The 18537-nt window shown below is 60.2% G+C and carries 17 protein-coding genes; 11 read left to right on the forward strand and 6 right to left on the reverse strand.

The genetic code is table 11. The annotated features are described in order from the left end of the window. Positions 1-2: 2 nt before the first annotated feature. The gene (locus tag Q6A51_RS10390) at positions 3-2177 is read right to left on the reverse strand and encodes a malate synthase G (RefSeq protein ID WP_304574744.1); all 2175 of its coding nucleotides are present in this window, start codon (positions 2175-2177) and stop codon (positions 3-5) included. A gap of 319 nt (positions 2178-2496) precedes the next feature. Between Q6A51_RS10390 and Q6A51_RS10395 the strand changes: the two genes are divergently transcribed. Then, positions 2497-3015, forward strand: a complete 519-nt coding sequence (locus Q6A51_RS10395; RefSeq protein ID WP_201005134.1) for a glycine cleavage system transcriptional repressor — start codon at positions 2497-2499, stop codon at positions 3013-3015. A gap of 236 nt (positions 3016-3251) precedes the next feature. Here the strand turns inward: Q6A51_RS10395 and rarD are convergent, their stop codons facing one another. Further along, the gene (rarD, locus tag Q6A51_RS10400; protein ID WP_304574745.1) at positions 3252-4139 is read right to left on the reverse strand and encodes an EamA family transporter RarD; all 888 of its coding nucleotides are present in this window, start codon (positions 4137-4139) and stop codon (positions 3252-3254) included. Between the two features lie 92 nt (positions 4140-4231). After that, positions 4232-5206 (reverse strand): serine/threonine protein kinase, encoded by a 975-nt coding sequence (locus Q6A51_RS10405; protein WP_201005130.1) that lies wholly within the window; start codon positions 5204-5206, stop codon positions 4232-4234. A gap of 193 nt (positions 5207-5399) precedes the next feature. On the opposite strand from Q6A51_RS10405, the gene Q6A51_RS10410 reads away from it, so the two are divergent. Genes Q6A51_RS10410 through Q6A51_RS10435 form a run of 6 tightly spaced genes read left to right on the forward strand, consistent with a single transcriptional unit; the run spans position 5400 to position 10950 of the window. After that, positions 5400-6419 carry a substrate-binding domain-containing protein gene (locus Q6A51_RS10410; protein WP_304574746.1) on the forward strand — a complete coding sequence of 340 codons (1020 nt, stop codon included), beginning with the start codon at positions 5400-5402 and terminating at the stop codon, positions 6417-6419. Then, positions 6403-7404: an ABC transporter substrate-binding protein gene (locus Q6A51_RS10415; RefSeq protein WP_201018839.1), complete on the forward strand. Its 1002-nt coding sequence runs from the start codon at positions 6403-6405 to the stop codon at positions 7402-7404. The genes Q6A51_RS10410 and Q6A51_RS10415 overlap by 17 nt, the downstream gene beginning before the upstream one ends. Then, positions 7404-8273: an ABC transporter permease gene (locus Q6A51_RS10420; RefSeq protein WP_304574747.1), complete on the forward strand. Its 870-nt coding sequence runs from the start codon at positions 7404-7406 to the stop codon at positions 8271-8273. The genes Q6A51_RS10415 and Q6A51_RS10420 overlap by 1 nt, the downstream gene beginning before the upstream one ends. Further along, a complete protein-coding gene (locus tag Q6A51_RS10425; RefSeq protein ID WP_201005122.1) occupies positions 8270-9064 on the forward strand; it encodes an ABC transporter permease in 795 nt (264 codons plus the stop codon). The genes Q6A51_RS10420 and Q6A51_RS10425 overlap by 4 nt, the downstream gene beginning before the upstream one ends. Next, positions 9061-10092, forward strand: a complete 1032-nt coding sequence (locus Q6A51_RS10430) for an ABC transporter ATP-binding protein (RefSeq protein ID WP_201018836.1) — start codon at positions 9061-9063, stop codon at positions 10090-10092. Before Q6A51_RS10425 ends, Q6A51_RS10430 begins: the two co-directional genes overlap by 4 nt. Positions 10093-10116: 24 nt before the next feature. Beyond that, a complete protein-coding gene (locus Q6A51_RS10435; protein ID WP_304574748.1) occupies positions 10117-10950 on the forward strand; it encodes a phosphodiesterase in 834 nt (277 codons plus the stop codon). An 81-nt stretch (positions 10951-11031) separates the two neighbouring features. Here the strand turns inward: Q6A51_RS10435 and Q6A51_RS10440 are convergent, their stop codons facing one another. The 3 genes from Q6A51_RS10440 to Q6A51_RS10450 form a co-directional block, all read right to left on the reverse strand. Continuing rightward, on the reverse strand, positions 11032-12933 hold the full coding sequence (locus tag Q6A51_RS10440; RefSeq protein ID WP_304574784.1) for a PhoX family protein: 1902 nt from the start codon (positions 12931-12933) through the stop codon (positions 11032-11034). A gap of 82 nt (positions 12934-13015) precedes the next feature. Then, positions 13016-13780, reverse strand: coding sequence for a TOBE domain-containing protein (locus Q6A51_RS10445; RefSeq protein WP_304574749.1), 765 nt, complete (start codon positions 13778-13780; stop codon positions 13016-13018). 62 nt (positions 13781-13842) lie between these two features. Beyond that, positions 13843-14577 carry a ComF family protein gene (locus Q6A51_RS10450; protein WP_304574750.1) on the reverse strand — a complete coding sequence of 245 codons (735 nt, stop codon included), beginning with the start codon at positions 14575-14577 and terminating at the stop codon, positions 13843-13845. A 91-nt stretch (positions 14578-14668) separates the two neighbouring features. Here Q6A51_RS10450 and bioB point away from each other — a divergent pair, with 91 nt between their 5' ends. The 4 genes from bioB (at position 14669) to bioC (ending at position 18510) form a co-directional block, all read left to right on the forward strand. Further along, positions 14669-15727: a biotin synthase BioB gene (bioB, locus tag Q6A51_RS10455; RefSeq protein WP_122317437.1), complete on the forward strand. Its 1059-nt coding sequence runs from the start codon at positions 14669-14671 to the stop codon at positions 15725-15727. 66 nt (positions 15728-15793) lie between these two features. Beyond that, positions 15794-16984, forward strand: a complete 1191-nt coding sequence (gene bioF / locus Q6A51_RS10460; RefSeq protein ID WP_304574751.1) for an 8-amino-7-oxononanoate synthase — start codon at positions 15794-15796, stop codon at positions 16982-16984. Beyond that, complete coding sequence (locus tag Q6A51_RS10465) at positions 16977-17708, forward strand: alpha/beta fold hydrolase (RefSeq protein WP_304574752.1); 732 nt, start codon at positions 16977-16979, stop codon at positions 17706-17708. Before bioF ends, Q6A51_RS10465 begins: the two co-directional genes overlap by 8 nt. Continuing rightward, the gene (gene bioC, locus Q6A51_RS10470; RefSeq protein ID WP_201018830.1) at positions 17701-18510 is read left to right on the forward strand and encodes a malonyl-ACP O-methyltransferase BioC; all 810 of its coding nucleotides are present in this window, start codon (positions 17701-17703) and stop codon (positions 18508-18510) included. Before Q6A51_RS10465 ends, bioC begins: the two co-directional genes overlap by 8 nt. Positions 18511-18537: the final 27 nt, after the last annotated feature.

The raw sequence follows: 18537 nt of genomic DNA on the forward strand, positions 1-18537 counted from the left end.
CGCTACCGGTTTTGAGCCTTGAACTCCCGACGACGGCGATGCAGCACCGGCTCGGTGTAACCGTTAGGCTGTTTAGTGCCTTCTACCACCAGTTCGACGGCGGCCTGGAACGCGATATTGCTATCGAAGTCCGGAGCCAGCGGGCGATATAGAGGGTCGTTGGCGTTCTGCCGATCCACCACCGGCGCCATGCGCTTGAGGCTTTCCAGTACCTGGGCTTCGTTGACCACGCCATGACGCAGCCAGTTGGCCATGTGCTGGCTGGAGATGCGCAGCGTTGCGCGGTCTTCCATCAGGCCGATGTCATTGATATCCGGCACTTTCGAGCAACCCACACCCTGATCGATCCAGCGTACGACATAGCCAAGAATGCCCTGGGCATTGTTGTCCAGTTCGTTCTGAATCTCTTCCGGTGTCCAGTTGACCTGTGGCGCCAGCGGAATGGTGAGGATGTCATCCACCGAAGCGGGCACTCGTTGCGCCAGCTCGGCCTGACGGGCGAACACGTCGACCTTGTGATAGTGCAAGGCGTGCAGGGCTGCCGCTGTAGGCGAAGGCACCCAGGCGGTGTTTGCGCCAGCCAGAGGGTGCGCGATTTTCTGTTCCAGCATCGCCGCCATCAGGTCCGGCATGGCCCACATGCCCTTGCCGATCTGTGCCCGGCCTTGCAGGCCGCACTTCAGGCCGATATCGACGTTGGAGTTCTCGTAGGCACCGATCCATTTCTCGGCCTTCATCTGCGCCTTGCGAACGACCGGGCCTGCTTCCATGGAGGTGTGGATTTCGTCGCCCGTGCGGTCCAGGAAACCGGTGTTGATGAACACCACGCGCTCGCTCGCCGCCTGGATACAGGCCTTGAGGTTGACCGTGGTGCGGCGTTCTTCGTCCATGATGCCGACTTTCAGCGTGTTGCGCGGCAAGCCCAGGACTTGTTCGATGCGGCCGAACAGCTCATTGGTGAATGCGGCTTCTTCCGGGCCATGCATCTTGGGTTTGACGATGTACACGGAGCCGCTGCGGCTATTGCTGCGCGACGTATTGCCATTGAGGTTATGGATCGCAGCGAGGCTGGTCAGCAGGCCGTCGAGAATGCCTTCGGGCACTTCGTTGCCTTGCTTGTCCAGAATCGCATCGATGGTCATCAGGTGACCCACGTTGCGGATGAACAGTAACGAGCGGCCATGCAGCGTGACTTCGTTGCCTTCGGGCGTGGTGTAGACACGGTCGGGGTTCATGGTGCGGGTAAAGGTTTCACCGCCCTTGGCCACTTCTTCGGCCAGGTCACCTTTCATCAGGCCCAGCCAGTTGCGATACACCACGACCTTGTCGTCGGCATCGACTGCGGCGATGGAGTCTTCGCAGTCCATGATGGTGGTCAGCGCGGCTTCCATCAGGATGTCTTTCACACCTGCCGGGTCTGTCAGGCCGACCGGGCTGGAAGCATCGATCTGGATCTCGAAGTGCAGGCCGTTGTGCTTGAGCAGAATGGCCAGCGGTGCAGAAGGATCGCCCTGGAAACCGATCAGTTGCGCGTCGTCCTTGAGGCCGGTATTGCTGCCGCCCTTGAGGCTGATGACCAGTTTGCCATCGATCAGTTTATAAGCGGTTGAATCCACGTGTGAGCCAGCCGCCAGAGGGGCGGCCTCGTCGAGGAAGGCGCGGGCGAAGGCAATCACCTTGTCACCGCGAACCTTGTTGTAGCCCTTGCCCTTTTCGGCCCCGCCTTCTTCGCTGATGGCATCGGTGCCATAGAGCGCGTCGTACAGCGAGCCCCAGCGTGCATTGGAGGCATTGAGGGCGAAGCGGGCATTCATCACCGGCACGACCAGTTGCGGGCCGGCCATGGTGGCAATTTCTTCATCGACGTTTTGTGTCGTGATCCGGAAATCTGCCGCTTCTGGCAGCAGATAACCGATTTCCTGAAGGAAAGCTTTGTAAGCCGAGGCGTCGTGGGCCTGTGCGGCGTTGGACTGGTGCCAGGCATCGATTCTTGCCTGCAAGTCATCACGTTTGGCGAGCAGGGCTCTGTTCTTGGGCGCAAGCTCATGGATCAGTTTGTCCGCCCCGGCCCAGAACGCTGCGGCATCGACGCCGGTTCCCGGGGTGGCTTCGTTCTGCACGAAGTCGAACAGGACTTTGGCGACCTGCAGGTCACCGACTTGAACGTACTCAGTCATTGCACTTGCCTCACTCTGCTCAGCAGGTCGAGCTCACTCAAGGAGCGCTCTGTTATTGGTTTCGGTGTTATGTAGTGCGCGCCGCGGAATACTACATGAGGAGCAGCGATGGGGAATGAATATGTCATCAAACGACTGAAGTTTCACGACCAGTCACGCTGCCGACCCGGATGTTCTCAAAAATGACGACGATTGTTCCAGATAATTATCAAAACGGTACACGTTCTTCGCTTTGCCGTGCTTGTGTGAACCTTGCCTATACTTTCGCGACACCCGCCGAGGTCTGGCGGAGTCTTTTTGAAAGCAGAGGTAGTCACCTGTGAATCATCTCGTAGTCACTGTGGTTGCACCCGACAAGCCCGGGCAGGTCGAGCGTATCGCCCAATGCATCGCCGATCATGGCGGCAACTGGCTGGAGAGCCGCATGTCGCGCATGGCCGGGCAATTCGCCGGTATCCTGCGGGTTGGCGTCTCGCCTGAAAGCCAGGATGAACTGATCCAGGCCCTGCGGGTGCTGACGGTTCATGGCATTCATGTGCAACTTGCCGAAAGCACAGCCGAAACCCTCGGCTCCTGGAAAACCATCAGCATGCAGCTTGTCGGCAATGACCGCCCCGGCATCGTTCGTGATATCACCCGCTTGCTGACCGGGCAGGGCGTCAACGTCGAAAGCCTGATCACCGACATCACCCCGGCACCCATGAGCAGCGAACTGCTGTTCCACGCCGACGCGGTACTGGGCGTGCCTCTCACGCTTTCACTGGACGATCTGCAGGCCCGGCTCGAAACCCTCGCGGATGATCTGATGGTGGAATTGGTGTTGAAGACGGATATTTGAGTGGCTGCTATCGCACTGTTCGCAGGTTATCCAAGTTAATCGTGCATCCGCCTGTGGATAACCTGGGGAGATTGCCTTGTGCGCCATGACGGGCAAGGCTTTGCGGGAATTGATCAAAAATTCAACAGTTTCAATGGCTTGTACACAAATAAGGTGAACCTGCCTGTGGATAACCGTTGGAGAACCCTTTGCAGGCCACGTAGAACGTGGCTTGCAAAGGATTGTATGTTTTTTGATCAGGCGCGACGGCGCAGATTCAGCCAGGCATCGATGCTGTAGATCGCCAGGCCTATCCAGATGCAGACGAAAGTGATGATGGTGCTGGTGTTCAGGTGTTCGCCGTACAGCAGGACCGCAAGTGCCAGCACCAGTGTCGGCGCGATGTATTGCAGGAAGCCCAGGGTGGTGTAGGGCAAGTGGCGGGCGGCGGCGTTGAAGCATACCAGCGGGATCAGCGTCACTGGACCGGCCGCTGCCAGCCATATCGCCTGGCTGGTGGTCCAGAACTCAGGCTGTGCGGTTTGTGCCATTGGGGTGAGCAGCAGCCAGGCGAGGGCCAGCGGGACCAGCATCCAGGTTTCCACGACCAGGCCGGGCAGGGCCGCTACCGGGGCTTTCTTGCGGATCAGGCCGTAGAAGCCGAATGTCAGCGGTAATAACAGCGACACCCACGGCAGATTGCCTACATGCCAGACCTGCTGGGCAACACCGGCCGCTGCCAGCAGCACCGCCAGCCATTGCAGCCGCCGCAGGCGTTCACCCAGCAGCAACATCCCAAGCAGTACGTTGACCAGCGGGTTGATGTAATACCCCAGGCTGGCCTCGACCATACGTCCGTTGTTCACGGCCCAGACATACACCATCCAGTTGCAGGCGATCAGGCTGCCGCTGAGCGCCAGTACTGCCAGTCGTCCGGGATTCTCGCGCAGCTCGCGCCACCAGCCGGGATGTTTCCAGACCAGAAGCAGCAGGGAGCCGAACAACGCTGACCAGATCGCCCGGTGAATGATGATCTCAAGGGCGGGAACAGCGGCCAGGAGTTTGAAGTACATCGGGAACAGGCCCCAGATGATGTAAGCACTCAGGCCAAGAATGTATCCACGGCGTGGGTTGGCAGCTTGCATGTGGTGTCCTTGTTCTCAACAGCAGGTTTCTGGTTTTTATCGTGGCAGCGCATGCGTCGCAGGTTGTGGGCTTGCGACGCACAAGGCGGGGGTCAGAACAGTTTCAGGGGCTCTTCGTTCAGAGCTGACAACTGCTCGCGCAAGGCAAGGATGTGGTCGCCCCAATAACGCTCGGTGCCGAACCACGGAAAGCTGCGCGGGAAGGCCGGGTCGTCCCAGCGCTTTGCCAGCCATGCGCTGTAATGCATCAGGCGCAGGGCGCGCAACGGCTCTATGAGTGCCAGTTCGGCGGGATCGAAGTCGTGAAACTCGTTGTAGCCGTCCATCAGTTCCGACAATTGTCCCAGACATTCCTGACGATCGCCTGCCAGCATCATCCAGATGTCCTGTACGGCGGGTCCCATACGGCAGTCGTCCAGATCGACAATGTGGAACATCTCATCGCGGCACATCATGTTGCCGGGATGACAGTCGCCATGGATGCGGATATTGCTGTGTGGCGTTGCGGCGTAGACATCCTCGACCCGCTTGAGCAGGTCGCGGGCGACGGACTCGTAAGCCGGGAGCAGACTGCGCGGAATGCAGTCGTTGGTCAGCAGGTAGTCGAGGGAATCATGGCCGAAGTTTTTCACGGCCAGGGCTTCGCGATGCTCGAACGGCCGGGTCGCGCCCACGGCATGGATGCGCCCCAGCAACTGGCCCAGACGATAGAGCTGATCGAGGTTGCCCGGCTCGGGGGCTCGTCCGCCACGACGCGGGAACAGCGTGAAGCGAAAGTCGCCATGCTCGAAAAGGGTTTTCCCGTCATGCACCAGAGGCGCGACTACTGGCACTTCGACCTCCGCCAGCTCGAAGGTGAAGCTGTGCTCTTCGAGAATCGCCTCGTTGCTCCAGCGCTGTGGACGATAGAACTTGGCGATCAGGGGCTGCTCGTCTTCGATGCCGACTTGATAGACCCGGTTTTCATAGCTGTTGAGGGCCAGGACTCGGGCGTCGCTGAGAAAGCCGATGCTTTCTACTGCATCAAGCACGAGGTCGGGAGTGAGTGTTGCGAATGGGTGGGTCATGCTGACTCCTGCGCGCAGCAGGTCGCCGCGTTGGGCCAGTGATGTTAACGCAGAGTGGTGCCCATCAGCCAAACCACTTGAATCTAATTTCAGGTTTTCGCCAACGTCACGAAACGGTCATGGTTTGTTCGTCGGATAGCCATGTTCGTCGATTAGTGTCGCCGCCAATGAGATCGATCTCAAGCGAGTGACAATGACTGACCTGAAAGAAGTTGCACGCCTGGCTGGTGTATCGCGAGCCACGGCTGCGCGAGCCTTCGCTACCCCCGATGTCGTGCGTCCGGCCACTCGTGACCAGGTATTTGCGGCTGCCCGTGAGTTGGGTTTTCGCCCCAACCGCCTTGGTCGCCAGTTGCGTCTGCAAACCACCAACCTGATTGGAGTGGTGGTGCCTAACCTGCTCAATCCAGTGTTTGCCGAGCAGTTTCAGGCGATGGAGCGTGTGGCCCGCTCCCGAGGTTACAACCTGCTGCTGGCGACCACCGATTACGCCAGCGAGCGCGAAAGCGAAGTGGTGGAAGAGCTGCTGCGCCAGCGGGTGGACGGGTTGGTGCTGACCGTGACCGATGCCGAGCGCAATCTCGTGTTGCAAAGCCTTGCCAGTGAAGACACGCCTTTCGTACTGGCCTATCACCAGACCGATAACCCCGACTACAGCGCTGTGTCTGTGGATAACCGAGCGGGCATGGCGCTGGCGACCCGCTATTTGCTGGATGCCGGGCATCGGCGTGTCGGCATGGTTGCAGGCCCTGCCATGCAGTCCGACCGTGCGCGGCTGCGTTATGCCGGCTATTGCGATGCCATGACCGAACGCGGCCTTGATGTGTTGCCGGTCATTGAAATGCCCGCCCACACCCGCGCCGACTTTGCCGCTCTGATGCCTTTGCTGCATGGCCCGCAAGCGCCTACGGCACTGGTCTGCTCCAACGATTTGCTGGCGATCAGCCTGATTGCCGAGTTGCGCCGTAACGGTCTCGGCGTGCCTGAGCGCTTTTCAGTCATCGGTTTCGACGGCATCGCCCTCGGCACCCAGATGCATCCGACGCTGTGCAGCGTTGTTCAGCCGATTGCGGCGCTGGCACAGATCGTTATCGATCAGTTGCTGGCCCAGATCTGCGGCGCTGCACCGGTTTCTCATTGCCTGCCGTGCCATATCCGGCACGGTGAAAGTACCCAGCCCCATGAGGAGATGCTTCATGTTCAGTCTCAGTAAAACCCTGTCGGCTTTGCTGCTCTGTGGTGTGGCCAGTCTGGCTCAGGCCGCTGAAACCGCCATCTGTTACAACTGCCCGCCTGAGTGGGCTGATTGGGGGACGCAGCTCAAGGCCATTGCCGACAAGACCGGCGTACAGGTCCCGCTGGACAACAAGAACTCCGGTCAGGCGCTGGCGCAGATCGTTGCCGAACAGGCGGCTCCCGTGGCCGACGTGGTGTATTACGGCGTGACCTTCGGCTTGCAGGCGCAGAAAGCCGGTGTCGTCGATACCTACAAGCCCAGGCACTGGGATGATATTCCGGCGGGCCTGAAAGACCCGGCTGGCCACTGGTTTGCGATTCATTCCGGCACCCTCGGCATCATGGTCAACGTCGATGCTCTGGGCGGTCTGCCGGTGCCTCAGAGCTGGGCGGATCTGCTCAAGCCCGAGTACAAGGGCATGGTTGGCTACCTCGATCCGTCCAGTGCGTTCGTCGGTTATGTGTCGGCAGTTGCCATCAACCAGGCCATGGGCGGCACGCTGGATAACTTCGCTCCGGCCATCGATTACTTCCAGAAGCTGGCGAAAAACTCACCCATCGTGCCCAAGCAGACTGCTTATGCACGGGTGTTGTCCGGTGAGTTGCCGATCCTGATCGACTACGACTTCAACGCTTATCGCGCTCGTTACAAGGACAAGGCCAACGTCGCTTTCGTGATCCCTCAGGAAGGCACCATCGGCGTGCCGTATGTCATGAGCATGATCAACAAGGCGCCGCATCGCGCCAACGCCGAGAAGGTGCTGGATTTTGTGCTGTCCGATGAAGGTCAGGCGCTCTGGGCCAAGGCGTATCTGCGCCCTGTTCGCTCGAAAGTCCCGGCCGAGGTGGCGGCTCAGTTCCTGCCGGACAGCGATTACGCCCGTGCTGGCGTTGTGGATTACCAGCAAATGGCCACAGTGCAGGAAGCCTTCGCCGCCCGCTATCTGCGTGAGGTGAAGTAATGTCAGCCTCGCTGGAGCATGCGGGCACTGTGCGGCCGGGCAGATTCCCCAGGCTGTGCCTGCGCCCGACCGCTGCCGTGGCGCTTGCCCCGGCAATGGCGGTGTTGCTGGCTTTCTGGTTGCTGCCGCTTGCGCACTTGATTGTCCTGGGCGGGCAGAGCCCTGAAGGCAGCGACAGTGGTTATTGGCAGGTGCTGAGCAGTGCTCAATATCTGGGCAGTCTTGCACAGACCTGTCTGCTGGCCGTCGTGGTTACGCTCGCCGCTTTGCTGGTGGGCGGTATCAGCGGTGTGTTTCTTGCGCGGCAGCGCTTTTTCGGCCGCTCGGCACTGGTGGCCTTGCTGACTTTTCCGCTGGCGTTTCCCGGCGTGGTCGTGGGCTTTCTGGTGATCCTGCTGGCCGGGCGTCAGGGCATCTTTGCCGCGCTCGGGCTTGAGCTGGCGGGTGAGCGCTGGGTTTTCGCCTATTCGCTGACAGGCTTGTTCATTGGCTATCTGTATTTCTCGATCCCGCGGGTGATCCTCACGGTGATGGCGGCCTGCGAAAGTCTGGACCGCAGCCAGGAGGAGGCCGCGCATTCATTGGGTGCCGGTCACTGGCGGGTGGTCTGTGACGTGATCGTGCCCGGCCTGGCCCCGGCTCTGGTGTCTTGTGGCGCAATCTGTTTCGCGACTTCCATGGGCGCTTTCGGTACGGCGTTCACACTCGGGACCCGACTGAACGTCACGCCGGTCGCGATCTATAACGTGTTCACCAACTACGCCAACTTCATCGTGGCTGCGGCATTGTCCGTGATTCTCGGTGCGGTGACCTGGGCGGTCCTGCTGGTGGCTCGTCGTCTGGCCAAGACTTCAGGAGCCGCTCTGTGAAACGTCCTGCACTGTTTGCTGCACAACTGCTTTTTACCCTGTTGGTCTGCGCGTTCATGTTGGTCCCGGTGGTGTTGTCACTGCTGGCCGGCCTGACGCGCAATTACTTTCAGGGCCTGTCCAGTGGCCTGACCTTCGATTGGCTGTTGCAAGTCTGGCAGGCCTATTCGCCGACGGTCTGGCTGTCGCTGCAACTGGCGTTGGCCTGTGCCTTTTGTGTGTGTCTGATCGGTGTGCCTGCGGCGTATGCGCTGGTGCGGATGAATAACCGTTTCAGTCGCGCTTTCGAGGAGCTGATGGTCTTGCCCGTTGCCATGCCGGGCCTGGCCAGCGCCTTGGCGTTGCTGCTGACTTATGGGCAGTTCGGTGATTTTCGCGGCAGTTGGTTGTTCATTCTGGTGGGCCATGTGCTGTTCACCTTGCCGTTTCTGGTTCGTCCGGTCATGGCCGTGATGCAGCGTCAGCAACTGCCGGTTCTCGAAGAGGCCGCTGCCAGCCTGGGGGCAGGGCCGCTCAAGCGTTTTTTCAGCGTGGTAGTGCCCAACTGCCGGGCCGGGATTCTTGCGGGCGTGTTGATGGTCGTGACCTTGTCGCTGGGCGAGTTCAACCTGACCTGGATGCTCCACACCCCCATGACCAAAACCCTGCCTGTCGGGCTGGCCGACAGCTATGCCTCGGCGCGCCTGGAAGTTGCCAGCGCCTACACCCTTCTATTTCTGTTGCTGATCGTGCCGCTGCTTATTGCATTGCAGGCCATCAGTGCCCGTCTTGCCCGTGGAGAGAGCCGATGAGCGGAACCACCATACGCCTGCAGGGTTGCCGCAAGGCGTTTCCTGACGGCACGGTCGCTGTACATGATTTGCACCTGACCATAGAACCGGGCGAAACCCTGGCCATTCTCGGGCCTTCCGGGTGCGGCAAGACCACCACCTTGCGCTTGATTGCCGGGCTTGAGCGCCCGGATGTCGGGCAAGTGCTGTTCGACGATCAGGATGTCACGCGCTTGCCTATCGAGCGGCGCGATGTGGGGATGGTGTTCCAGAACTATGCGCTGTTTCCCAATCTCGATGTGGCGGGCAATATCGTTTATGGCCTGAAGATTCGCGGCATGTCGCCCGCCGAGCGCAACAAGCGCTGCACCGAACTGCTGGAGCTGGTGGGCCTGCACGATCATGGCAAGCGCAGCATTCACGAACTGTCCGGCGGGCAGCGTCAGCGCGTGGCATTGGCTCGCGCCCTGGCGCCTCGTCCTCGCGTGCTGTTGCTGGATGAGCCGCTTGCTGCGCTGGATGCCCAGTTGCGTGAGCGTTTGCGCAGTGAACTTGATCAACTGCTGCGTGGCCTGGGGATCACATCCGTGTTTGTCACCCACGATCAGGGCGAAGCCATGGCGCTGGGTGATCGCATTCTGGTCATGGAAAAAGGCCGCGTCGCACAACTGGCCAGCCCGCGGGAAATCTATCAACAACCTGCCAATGCCTTCGTGGCCGGTTTCGTCGGCAACCTCAACGCTTTCAGCGTGCTTGAGCGTACGCCACTTGGTTTGAAAGTCAGTGGCGGCGAGTTGCCCTGGAATGCTGCTCAGGCACCGACCATCGTCTATTGCCGCCCGGAGCACCTGCGCGTGACGTCCGCCAGTGGGCATCTGCAAGGTCGATTGGTAGGGCAGTTTTTCCAGGGCGCGCAAAGCCGCTTGCTGGTGGATGTTGGTGGTGCGCAGCCGCTGTTGGTGGACAGTTCAGACAATGTCATCCATGCCGCCGGTGCCTCTATTGCCTTGAGCGTCGAGCCTCAAGCGCTGTTTACCCTGTCTTCGTGACGCCGTTCTAACCGAGAGATCATTTTGAATCGTCCCTTTCTCATCGCTCAAATCAGCGACCTGCACCTCAAAGCCGGTGGGCGTCTGACCTATGGTGTCGTGGATACTCTGGGTGCTTTGCGTCGTGCGGTTGAACACATCAACGCCAGTACACCGCGCCCCGATATCGTGGTTGTCAGCGGGGACCTGGTGGATTTCGGTCGCGCTGACGAATATGCCGTGCTCAAGCCGGAGCTGGAGCGTTTGCATATGCCGTTCTATCTGGTGCCCGGCAATCATGATGACCGTGAGCATCTGCTGGCCGCTTTTGCCGATCACATGTATTTGCCGCTATCGGCAAGCGCGCCGCTGGACTGGGTGGTCGAGCAGTATCCCGTGCGTTTGATCGGCATGGATTCGACCATTCCAGGTGAGCATGGCGGGCGGCTGGATTACTGCCAGCTCGATTGGCTGCACACCCAGTTATCCCGACGACCCGATGTTCCGACAGTGTTGATCCTGCACCATCCGCCGTTTATCAGCGGCATCGGCCATATGGACCTTCAGCCTTTTGGCAATGCGGCGGCCCTGGAGCAGTTGATTGCCTTGCACCCTCAAGTCGAGCGTTTGCTGTGCGGGCATCTGCACCGACCGATGCAGCGTCGGTTTGGCGGCAGCATGGCGTGTGTTTGCCCCGGTACTTCACATCAGATCGTGCTCGACCTTGAAGAGGCGGCACCGGCGCATTTCAATCTGGAACCCGCGGGCTACCTGTTGCATCGCTGGCATCCACAAGACGGGCTGGTGACTCACAACGCAGTGTTTGGCGATTACGAAGGGCCGTACCCTTTTTATGATGCCAACGGGTTGATTGACTGATATCCCGACAGGCGTAGGAGCGAATTCATTCGCGAATGAATTCGCTCCTACGGGATAAATACCCGTGTGGAGGCGATTGGATCAGGCGCCGATGATGCCGCCATCTTCGCGGGTAATCACCATCACCGAGGACCGTGGTTTGCCGTCGGGCAGGTGCTCGGGGAAGGTGGATCCGCCGTTTTCGCCAGGGTGCTGAATCCCCACGAACATCGTCTTGTAGTCCGGCGCGAAGCTGATGCCGGTCACTTCGCAACCGATCGGCCCGACCAGGAAGCGGCGGATTTCACCGCTGTGCGGGTCGGCGCAGAGCATCTGGTTATTGCCCATGCCCGCGAAGTCACCCTTGTTGCTGGAATCGCCGTCGGTCTGTATCCACAGGCGACCCGCTTCGTCGAAGCTCAGGCCGTCCGGGCTGTTGAACATGTTCTGGGCATTGACGTTGCTCGACCCGCCTTGTGGCTTGCCGGCATGTACGACCGGGTTGCCCGCGACCACGAACAGATCCCACTCGAACTCCATGGCCGATGCATTATCTTCGGCTTCCCTCCAACGCAGGATCTGTCCGTACTGGTTCTTGGCTCTCGGGTTAGGTCCGCCAACAGGCTGGCCGTCATCGCCGCGCTTGGCGTTGTTGGTCAGGGTGCAATAGACCTGGCCATCCTTGGGGCTGACCACGATCCATTCCGGGCGGTCCATGCGTGTGGCTTTCACCACGCTGGCGGCCAGACGTGCATGAATCAGCACTTCGGCCTGGCTGTTGAAGCCGGCAGCGGCATCCAGGCCGTTCTTGCCGTGTGTCAGTTCGATCCACTGGCCTTTGCCTTTCGGACGATCCGGGTTGTTGTCGCCGCCGTCGAACTGCGCCACATACAGCGTGCCGTGATCCAGCAGGTTGCGGTTGGCCTTGGGGTCCTGGTGGTCGATCTTGTCGCGGCTGATGAACTTGTAGATGAACTCGCCACGCTCGTCGTCGCCCATGTACACCACGACGCGACCGCCCTTGGTTTCGGTCAGTGCGGCGTTTTCATGCTTGAAGCGGCCCAGCGCGGTACGTTTGAGAGGTGTGGATTTCGGGTCGAATGGATCGATCTCGACCACCCAGCCGTGACGATTGACCTCGTTGGGGTTCTTGGCGACGTCGAAGCGTGGATCGTGTTGATGCCAGTTGATGTCCTTGCTGGCGGCCACGACGCCGTAACGCTTGAGGCCCGCATCGAACTTCTGCTCTGGATTGCTGCTGCCGAAACAGTCGGTGAAGTTCTCTTCGCAGGTCAGGTAAGTGCCCCATGGCGTCTTGCCGTTGGCGCAGTTCTGGAACGTGCCCAAGGCATGCTTGCCCGCCTTGTCGGCATCGGTCTTGAGCCATTCATGACCGGCAGCCGGGCCGCTGAGGTCGATGGGCGTGTTGCCATGAATGCGACGGTTGTACTTTGAGTCCTGCACGAACTGCCACTGGCCGTTCTTCTGCTGGACTTCGATGACCGATACGCCCTCGGCGGCCAGTGCCTTCTGCACTTCTTCAGCCGATTGCGGCTCCTTGCCGTGATCGAAGAGGTAGCGGTAGTTGGTGTATTCGTTGTTGATCGCCATCAGCGCCCGGTCTTTATGGCCGGGCATCGGGAACAGGCTCATGCCGTCGTTGTTGTCGCCGAACTGCACTTCCTGCGCCTTGGCGGTGCCTTTACCGCTCGGGTCGAAAGCCGGACCGCCTGCCTGCAAGGGCTGGCCCCAACTGATGAGAACCGAGGATTTATAGCCTGGCGGCAGGCTGATGGTATCTGCCGTGGCGGCTGGAATGCTGTCAAAGCCCAGCAGCTTGCCCGATGCGGAGCTGACACTGGTGGCCAGTGCGCTGCGGGTCAGCAGGTTGCCGCCCAGAAACATCGCAGCACCGCACAGTGCGCCTGCGCCAATGAATCCACGACGAGTGAGGCCGACCATCTTTTCGAGGTCGGTTGATTGATTTTCTTCTAATAGTTTCATCATCACGGCTCCCACAGAGGTGGCAGCCACGATAATTGCCGCATATGACGAAATTGTGTCGAGGGGATGACGACACAGGCGCTTACAAAGATGTGCCCAGCAAGACCAGAGACGGCGCGAACTGAACCTGCACCCGACTGCCCGTTTCCAGTTGCAGGGCCTGAAGCTGTTCAGAAGGCGTCAAGGCGCACAGCGTCTGGCCTCCAGGCAGGCTGATGCGTACTTCGCAAGGGCCGTCTTCGGCTTCGAGAATGGTATCGATCAGCCCGAGCAGGCAATTGTTTCCATTTGTTTCTTCGTGGTCGTGGGGAAACAACTCAAGCCAGCCTGCCTTGATGAGAGCGACGACATCGGTATCGAGGCCCAGATCCAGACGCAGGGTGCTGTCATGGGTGATCTGCGCCTCAATGAACACCTCGTCCGCCATTTTCAGGCGAATATGGTCGTTGTGCCCATGTCGCATGATGCTCACGATACGGCCCAGCAACTGGTTGCGGGCGCTGGTGCGCAGGGTCAGGCGACTGAGCAGGTCCAGGTCCGCGCTTTCTTCGGTGGCTTCCAGCACCTGGGCCTGTAATGCCTGCAGTCGTTGATAGAGACGCAGCACGCGCTCACCTTCGGCGGACAGTTTTGCGCCACCGCCACCTCGTCCGCCGACACTGCGCTCGACCAAGGGCTTTTGCGCCAGATTGTTCAGTTCATCGATGGCGTCCCAGGTTGCCTTGTAACTCAACCCCGCACTTTTGGCCGCCCGGGTGATGGAGCCTTGCTCAGCGATGTGTTGCAGCAACTCGATGCGCTGTGGGCGACGGATCATATGTTGCGTCAGCAGAGTCGGTAAGGGCATGGCGACGGATTGTGTGGCTGATGGGAAGAGCGAAGTGTAAGGCAAGTCGGCGAGCGAAACGATCAACCCTCGGGCTTGGGTGTTCTGGCCAGGCAGTAAACATCCACCCGCAGCGCTCCGTTCCTGAGCAGGGCACGGGCAATCACATCGGCTGTAGAACCTGTGGTCAGCACATCGTCTACCAAGGCCAGATGCTTGCCTTGTATCCAGGCCGCATCGACCACCTTGAAGGCGCCGTTCAGGTTACGTTTGCGGGTTTTTGCGTCCAGCCCTTGCTGGGCCGTTGTCTCGCGGATGCGAAGCAACTGGCGTTCATCCACTGGCAGGCTCAGAGTTTTGCCGAGCCAGTCGGCCAGCATGCCCGCCTGGTTGTAGCCGCGCTGGCGCAGACGTTTGTTGGCCAAGGGAACGGGCAGCAGACAATCGGGGCGGGCAAGGCCCTCGTCGAAGCGGTGTTGCAGGAATTGCCCGGCCAGTTCGGCCAGCAATTGCCCCATGGGCCACCGGCTCTGGTGTTTAAAGCGAGTGATCAGGCTGTCGACCGGAAAATCGTACAGCCAGGGAGCGATGACCTCCGTGAACGCCGGTGGCTTTTTGAGGCATTGTCCGCAAGTCAGACCGCAGACCGGCAGCGGCAGGGCGCAATTCAGGCATTGGTCGCCAAGCCAGGGCAAATCGGTTTCACAGGCCACGCAGACAGGAAAAGGTGCATCGCTGAGTTCATCGCATAATAAACAGATTTGTTTGTTTTTTAACCAGATGTAAACCTTGTGTGTGTAATCGGGTTGACAGCGCATGGCTCTTCCTTAAATATGCCGAACATCCGTGTAGCGCTTGTGGGCTTTCTTCGCCTTGGCGCATTGCCTGAAAAAACCAAGGAGCCGCCCAATGAGCGCCAGCACCACCGCCACTCTGCGTCACGACTGGACTTTAGCCGAGGTCAAGGCGTTGTTCGTACAGCCATTCAATGACCTGCTGTTTCAGGCGCAGACTGTGCACCGCGCTCACTTCGACGCCAACCGCGTCCAGGTTTCGACCCTGCTGTCGATCAAGACCGGCGCCTGCCCTGAAGACTGCAAGTACTGTCCGCAATCCGGTCACTACAACACCGGTCTTGAGAAAGAAAAGCTGCTGGAAGTGCAGAAGGTTCTGGAAGAAGCCGCTCGCGCGAAGGCCATCGGTTCGACCCGTTTCTGCATGGGTGCGGCCTGGAAACATCCATCGGCCAAAGACATGCCCTACGTGCTGGAAATGGTCAAAGGTGTCAAAGCCATGGGCCTGGAAACCTGCATGACCCTGGGTCGTCTGGATCAGGACCAGACTGAAGCGCTTGCCCAGGCGGGTCTGGATTACTACAACCACAACCTGGACACCTCGCCGGAGTTCTACGGCAACATCATTACCACCCGCACATACAGCGAGCGTTTGCAGACCCTGGCGTATGTGCGCGATGCGGGAATGAAGATCTGCTCCGGTGGCATTCTGGGCATGGGCGAGTCGCTGGACGACCGCGCCGGGCTGTTGATTCAGTTGGCGAACCTGCCTGAGCACCCGGAGTCGGTGCCGATCAACATGCTGGTGAAAGTCGCAGGCACGCCGCTGGAGAACGCTGAGGAAGTCGATCCATTCGACTTCATCCGCATGCTGGCCGTGGCTCGTATTCTGATGCCGCAGTCCCATGTCCGCCTGTCGGCCGGTCGCGAGGCGATGAACGAGCAGATGCAGGCTCTGGCGTTCTTCGCCGGTGCCAATTCGATTTTCTACGGCGAGAAATTGCTGACTACCGCCAACCCGCAGGCCGACAAGGACATGCTGTTGTTCTCGCGTCTGGGGATCAAGCCCGAAGCCCGCGAAGAGCACGCCGATGAAGTTCACCAGGCCGCCATCGAACAGGCGCTGGTCGAGCAGAAGAGCAGCGCCATGTTCTACGACGCGGCGTCTGCCTGATCCTCGTGACCGGGCCGCTTGCGAGCGGCCCGGTTTGAATCATCTTTTCTGAAGACCGGGGCCTGCATGTCTTTCGATCTCCGCACGCGCCTTGAAGCGCGGCGTGCCGAACATCTCTATCGCCAGCGTCCACTGCTGCAAAGCCCGCAAGGCCCGCAGGTGACGGTCGATGGCCAGCCGCTTGTGGCGTTCTGCAACAACGATTACATGGGCCTGGCCAACCATCCTGAAGTGATCGCCGCCTGGCAGGCGGGCGCAGAGCGTTGGGGCGTGGGTGGTGGCGCTTCACATCTGGTGATCGGTCACAGCGGTCCGCATCACGAGCTTGAAGAAGCCTTGGCCGAACTCACCGGCCGCCCGCGAGCGTTGTTGTTCTCCAATGGCTATATGGCCAACCTCGGTGCCGTGACGGCGCTGGTGGGGCAGGGCGATACGGTGCTGGAAGACCGGCTCAATCATGCTTCGCTGCTGGATGCCGGTCTGCTCAGCGGCGCGCGCTTTTCCCGTTACCTGCACAACGACGTGGCCAGCCTGAATGCCCGGCTGGAAAAAGCCGTCGGCGATACGCTGGTGGTCACCGATGGCGTGTTCAGCATGGATGGCGATATCGCCGACCTGCCCGCGCTGGCGCAAGCTGCAAAAGCCAAGGGTGCCTGGCTGATGGTGGACGATGCCCATGGCTTCGGCCCGCTGGGGGCTAACGGTGCCGGTATCGTCGAGCACTTTGGGCTGAGCATGGAAGATGTGCCGGTGCTGGTCGGCACGCTGGGCAAGTCATTCGGTACGTCGGGTGCTTTTGTGACGGGCAGCGAGGAGTTGATCGAAACCCTGATCCAGTTCGCCCGGCCCTACATTTATACGACCAGCCAGCCGCCCGCACTGGCCTGCGCCACGCTCAAGAGCCTGGAGCTGCTGCGCACCGAGCATTGGCGTCGCGAACATCTGGCACGTTTGATTCAGCAGTTTCGCAGTGGCGCCGAGCAGATCGGTCTGCAACTGATGGACAGCTTCACGCCAATCCAGCCGATCATGATCGGCGATGCCGGCCGTGCCTTGCGCTTGTCGCAGATGTTGCGTGAGCGAGGCTTGCTGGTGACGGCGATTCGTCCACCGACCGTGCCCGCTGGCAGCGCCCGTTTGCGGGTGACGTTGTCTGCGGCGCACAGTGCCGACCAAGTGCAGCTATTGTTGAATGCACTGGAGCAGTGTTACCCGCTGCTGGGTGCAAGTGAATCGATGGAGTCCGAGCATGCGTGATCGCTTGATCCTGCTACCCGGCTGGGGCCTTGGTGTCTCGCCACTTGAGCCGCTGGCCGCTGCATTGCGCGGGCTGGATGAGCATTTGCGGGTCGAGATCGAGCCGTTACCGGTACTCGACAGCAGCGACGTTCAGGATTGGCTCGATGAGCTGGACGCCAACATCCCGGCCGGTGCCTGGCTGGGCGGCTGGTCGCTGGGCGGCATGCTGGCTGCGGAACTGGCAGCGCGACGCGGCGACGATTGCTGCGGGTTGCTGACTCTGGCGAGCAATGCCAGTTTCGTGACCCGTGGCGCGTGGCCCAATGCAATGGCGGAAGGCGAGTTCTCGGCTTTTCTGGCCGGTTGCTCGGCGGATTCCGATGCCACTTTGAAGCGCTTCAGCCTGCTGTGTACCCAGGGCGCTGAAGACCCTCGCGGTCTGTCGCGTCTGCTCAAGGCCGGGGCGCCCCAGACGTCGACGAACACGCTGGTCGATGGCCTGAAAGTACTGGGGCAGCTCGATACCCGCAGTGCCTTGCAGACCTATCGCGGCCCGCAATTGCATCTGTTCGCGGGGCACGATGCTTTCGTGCCCGCCGAGGCCGCAGGTGATCTCCTGGCACTGCTGCCGGATATTGAAGTTGGTCTGATTGAACAGGCCAGCCATGCGTTCATCCTGGAAAACCCTCATGGAGTGGCAGCGGCGATCCAGGCCTTTTTGCATGAGTCGGGCGATGACTGATCTTTCCCACGTCAAATTACCCGGAGGCTTGCCTGACAAGCGTCAGGTCGCCGAGTCATTTTCCCGCGCCGCTGGCAGCTACGACAGCGTGGCGGATTTGCAGCGGGCTGTCGGCCATGAGCTGTTTACACGTTTGCCCGAAGAGTTGAGCCCGTCGCGCTGGCTGGATCTGGGGTGCGGCACCGGCTATTTCAGCCGGCTGCTGGGGCAGGCTTTCAAGGACAGCGAAGGCGTTGCACTGGATATCGCTCAGGGCATGTTGCGTCATGCCCGGCCATTGGGCGGTGCCCGTTACTTTGTGGCGGGCGATGCCGAGCGTATGCCGCTACAGGCGCAAAGTTGCGAGCTGGTTTTCTCCAGCCTCGCGGTGCAGTGGTGTGCGGACTTTGCCGCAGTGCTCAGTGAGGCCAGCCGGGTTTTGCAGCCCGGTGGTGTATTTGCGTTTTCCAGTTTGTGTGTCGGGACTTTGCAGGAACTGCGGGACAGTTGGCAGACAGTCGATGGTCTGGTACACGTCAATCGTTTTCGCGAGCTGGATGACTATCGCCAGTTGTGTGCTGCCAGTGGTTTGCGCGTGCGTAGCCTTGAGGTCCGGCCGCATGTGCTGTATTACCCGGATGTGCGCAGCCTGACCCATGAACTGAAAGCATTGGGTGCGCATAATCTCAATCCCGGACGCCCAGGTGGCTTGACGGGAAGGGAGCGGATTCGTGGCCTGGTTGAGGCCTACGAGACGTTTCGCCAGAACGCTGGGCTACCCGCCACCTATCAAGTGGTCTATGCGGTGCTTGAAAAAAACTGATGGGCTTGCGAGACAAGGGAAGGCCGC

The organism is Pseudomonas serbiensis (assembly GCF_030580745.1).
Taxonomy (GTDB): Bacteria; Pseudomonadota; Gammaproteobacteria; order Pseudomonadales; family Pseudomonadaceae; genus Aquipseudomonas; species Aquipseudomonas serbiensis.

Bases quoted from the DNA above. Each gene is read 5' to 3' on its own strand.
- Q6A51_RS10410 (WP_304574746.1), top strand. From the start codon at position 5,400: ATGACTGACCTGAAAGAAGTTGCACGCCTGGCTGGTGTATCGCGAGCC.
- Q6A51_RS10450 (WP_304574750.1), bottom strand. From the start codon at position 14,577: ATGCGCTGTCAACCCGATTACACACACAAGGTTTACATCTGGTTAAAA.
- Q6A51_RS10440 (WP_304574784.1), bottom strand. From the start codon at position 12,933: ATGAAACTATTAGAAGAAAATCAATCAACCGACCTCGAAAAGATGGTC.
- bioC (WP_201018830.1), top strand. From the start codon at position 17,701: ATGACTGATCTTTCCCACGTCAAATTACCCGGAGGCTTGCCTGACAAG.
- Q6A51_RS10430 (WP_201018836.1), top strand. From the start codon at position 9,061: ATGAGCGGAACCACCATACGCCTGCAGGGTTGCCGCAAGGCGTTTCCT.
- Q6A51_RS10405 (WP_201005130.1), bottom strand. From the start codon at position 5,206: ATGACCCACCCATTCGCAACACTCACTCCCGACCTCGTGCTTGATGCA.
- Q6A51_RS10415 (WP_201018839.1), top strand. From the start codon at position 6,403: ATGTTCAGTCTCAGTAAAACCCTGTCGGCTTTGCTGCTCTGTGGTGTG.
- Q6A51_RS10390 (WP_304574744.1), bottom strand. From the start codon at position 2,177: ATGACTGAGTACGTTCAAGTCGGTGACCTGCAGGTCGCCAAAGTCCTG.
- Q6A51_RS10420 (WP_304574747.1), top strand. From the start codon at position 7,404: ATGTCAGCCTCGCTGGAGCATGCGGGCACTGTGCGGCCGGGCAGATTC.
- Q6A51_RS10465 (WP_304574752.1), top strand. From the start codon at position 16,977: ATGCGTGATCGCTTGATCCTGCTACCCGGCTGGGGCCTTGGTGTCTCG.
- rarD (WP_304574745.1), bottom strand. From the start codon at position 4,139: ATGCAAGCTGCCAACCCACGCCGTGGATACATTCTTGGCCTGAGTGCT.
- bioB (WP_122317437.1), top strand. From the start codon at position 14,669: ATGAGCGCCAGCACCACCGCCACTCTGCGTCACGACTGGACTTTAGCC.
- bioF (WP_304574751.1), top strand. From the start codon at position 15,794: ATGTCTTTCGATCTCCGCACGCGCCTTGAAGCGCGGCGTGCCGAACAT.
- Q6A51_RS10445 (WP_304574749.1), bottom strand. From the start codon at position 13,780: ATGCCCTTACCGACTCTGCTGACGCAACATATGATCCGTCGCCCACAG.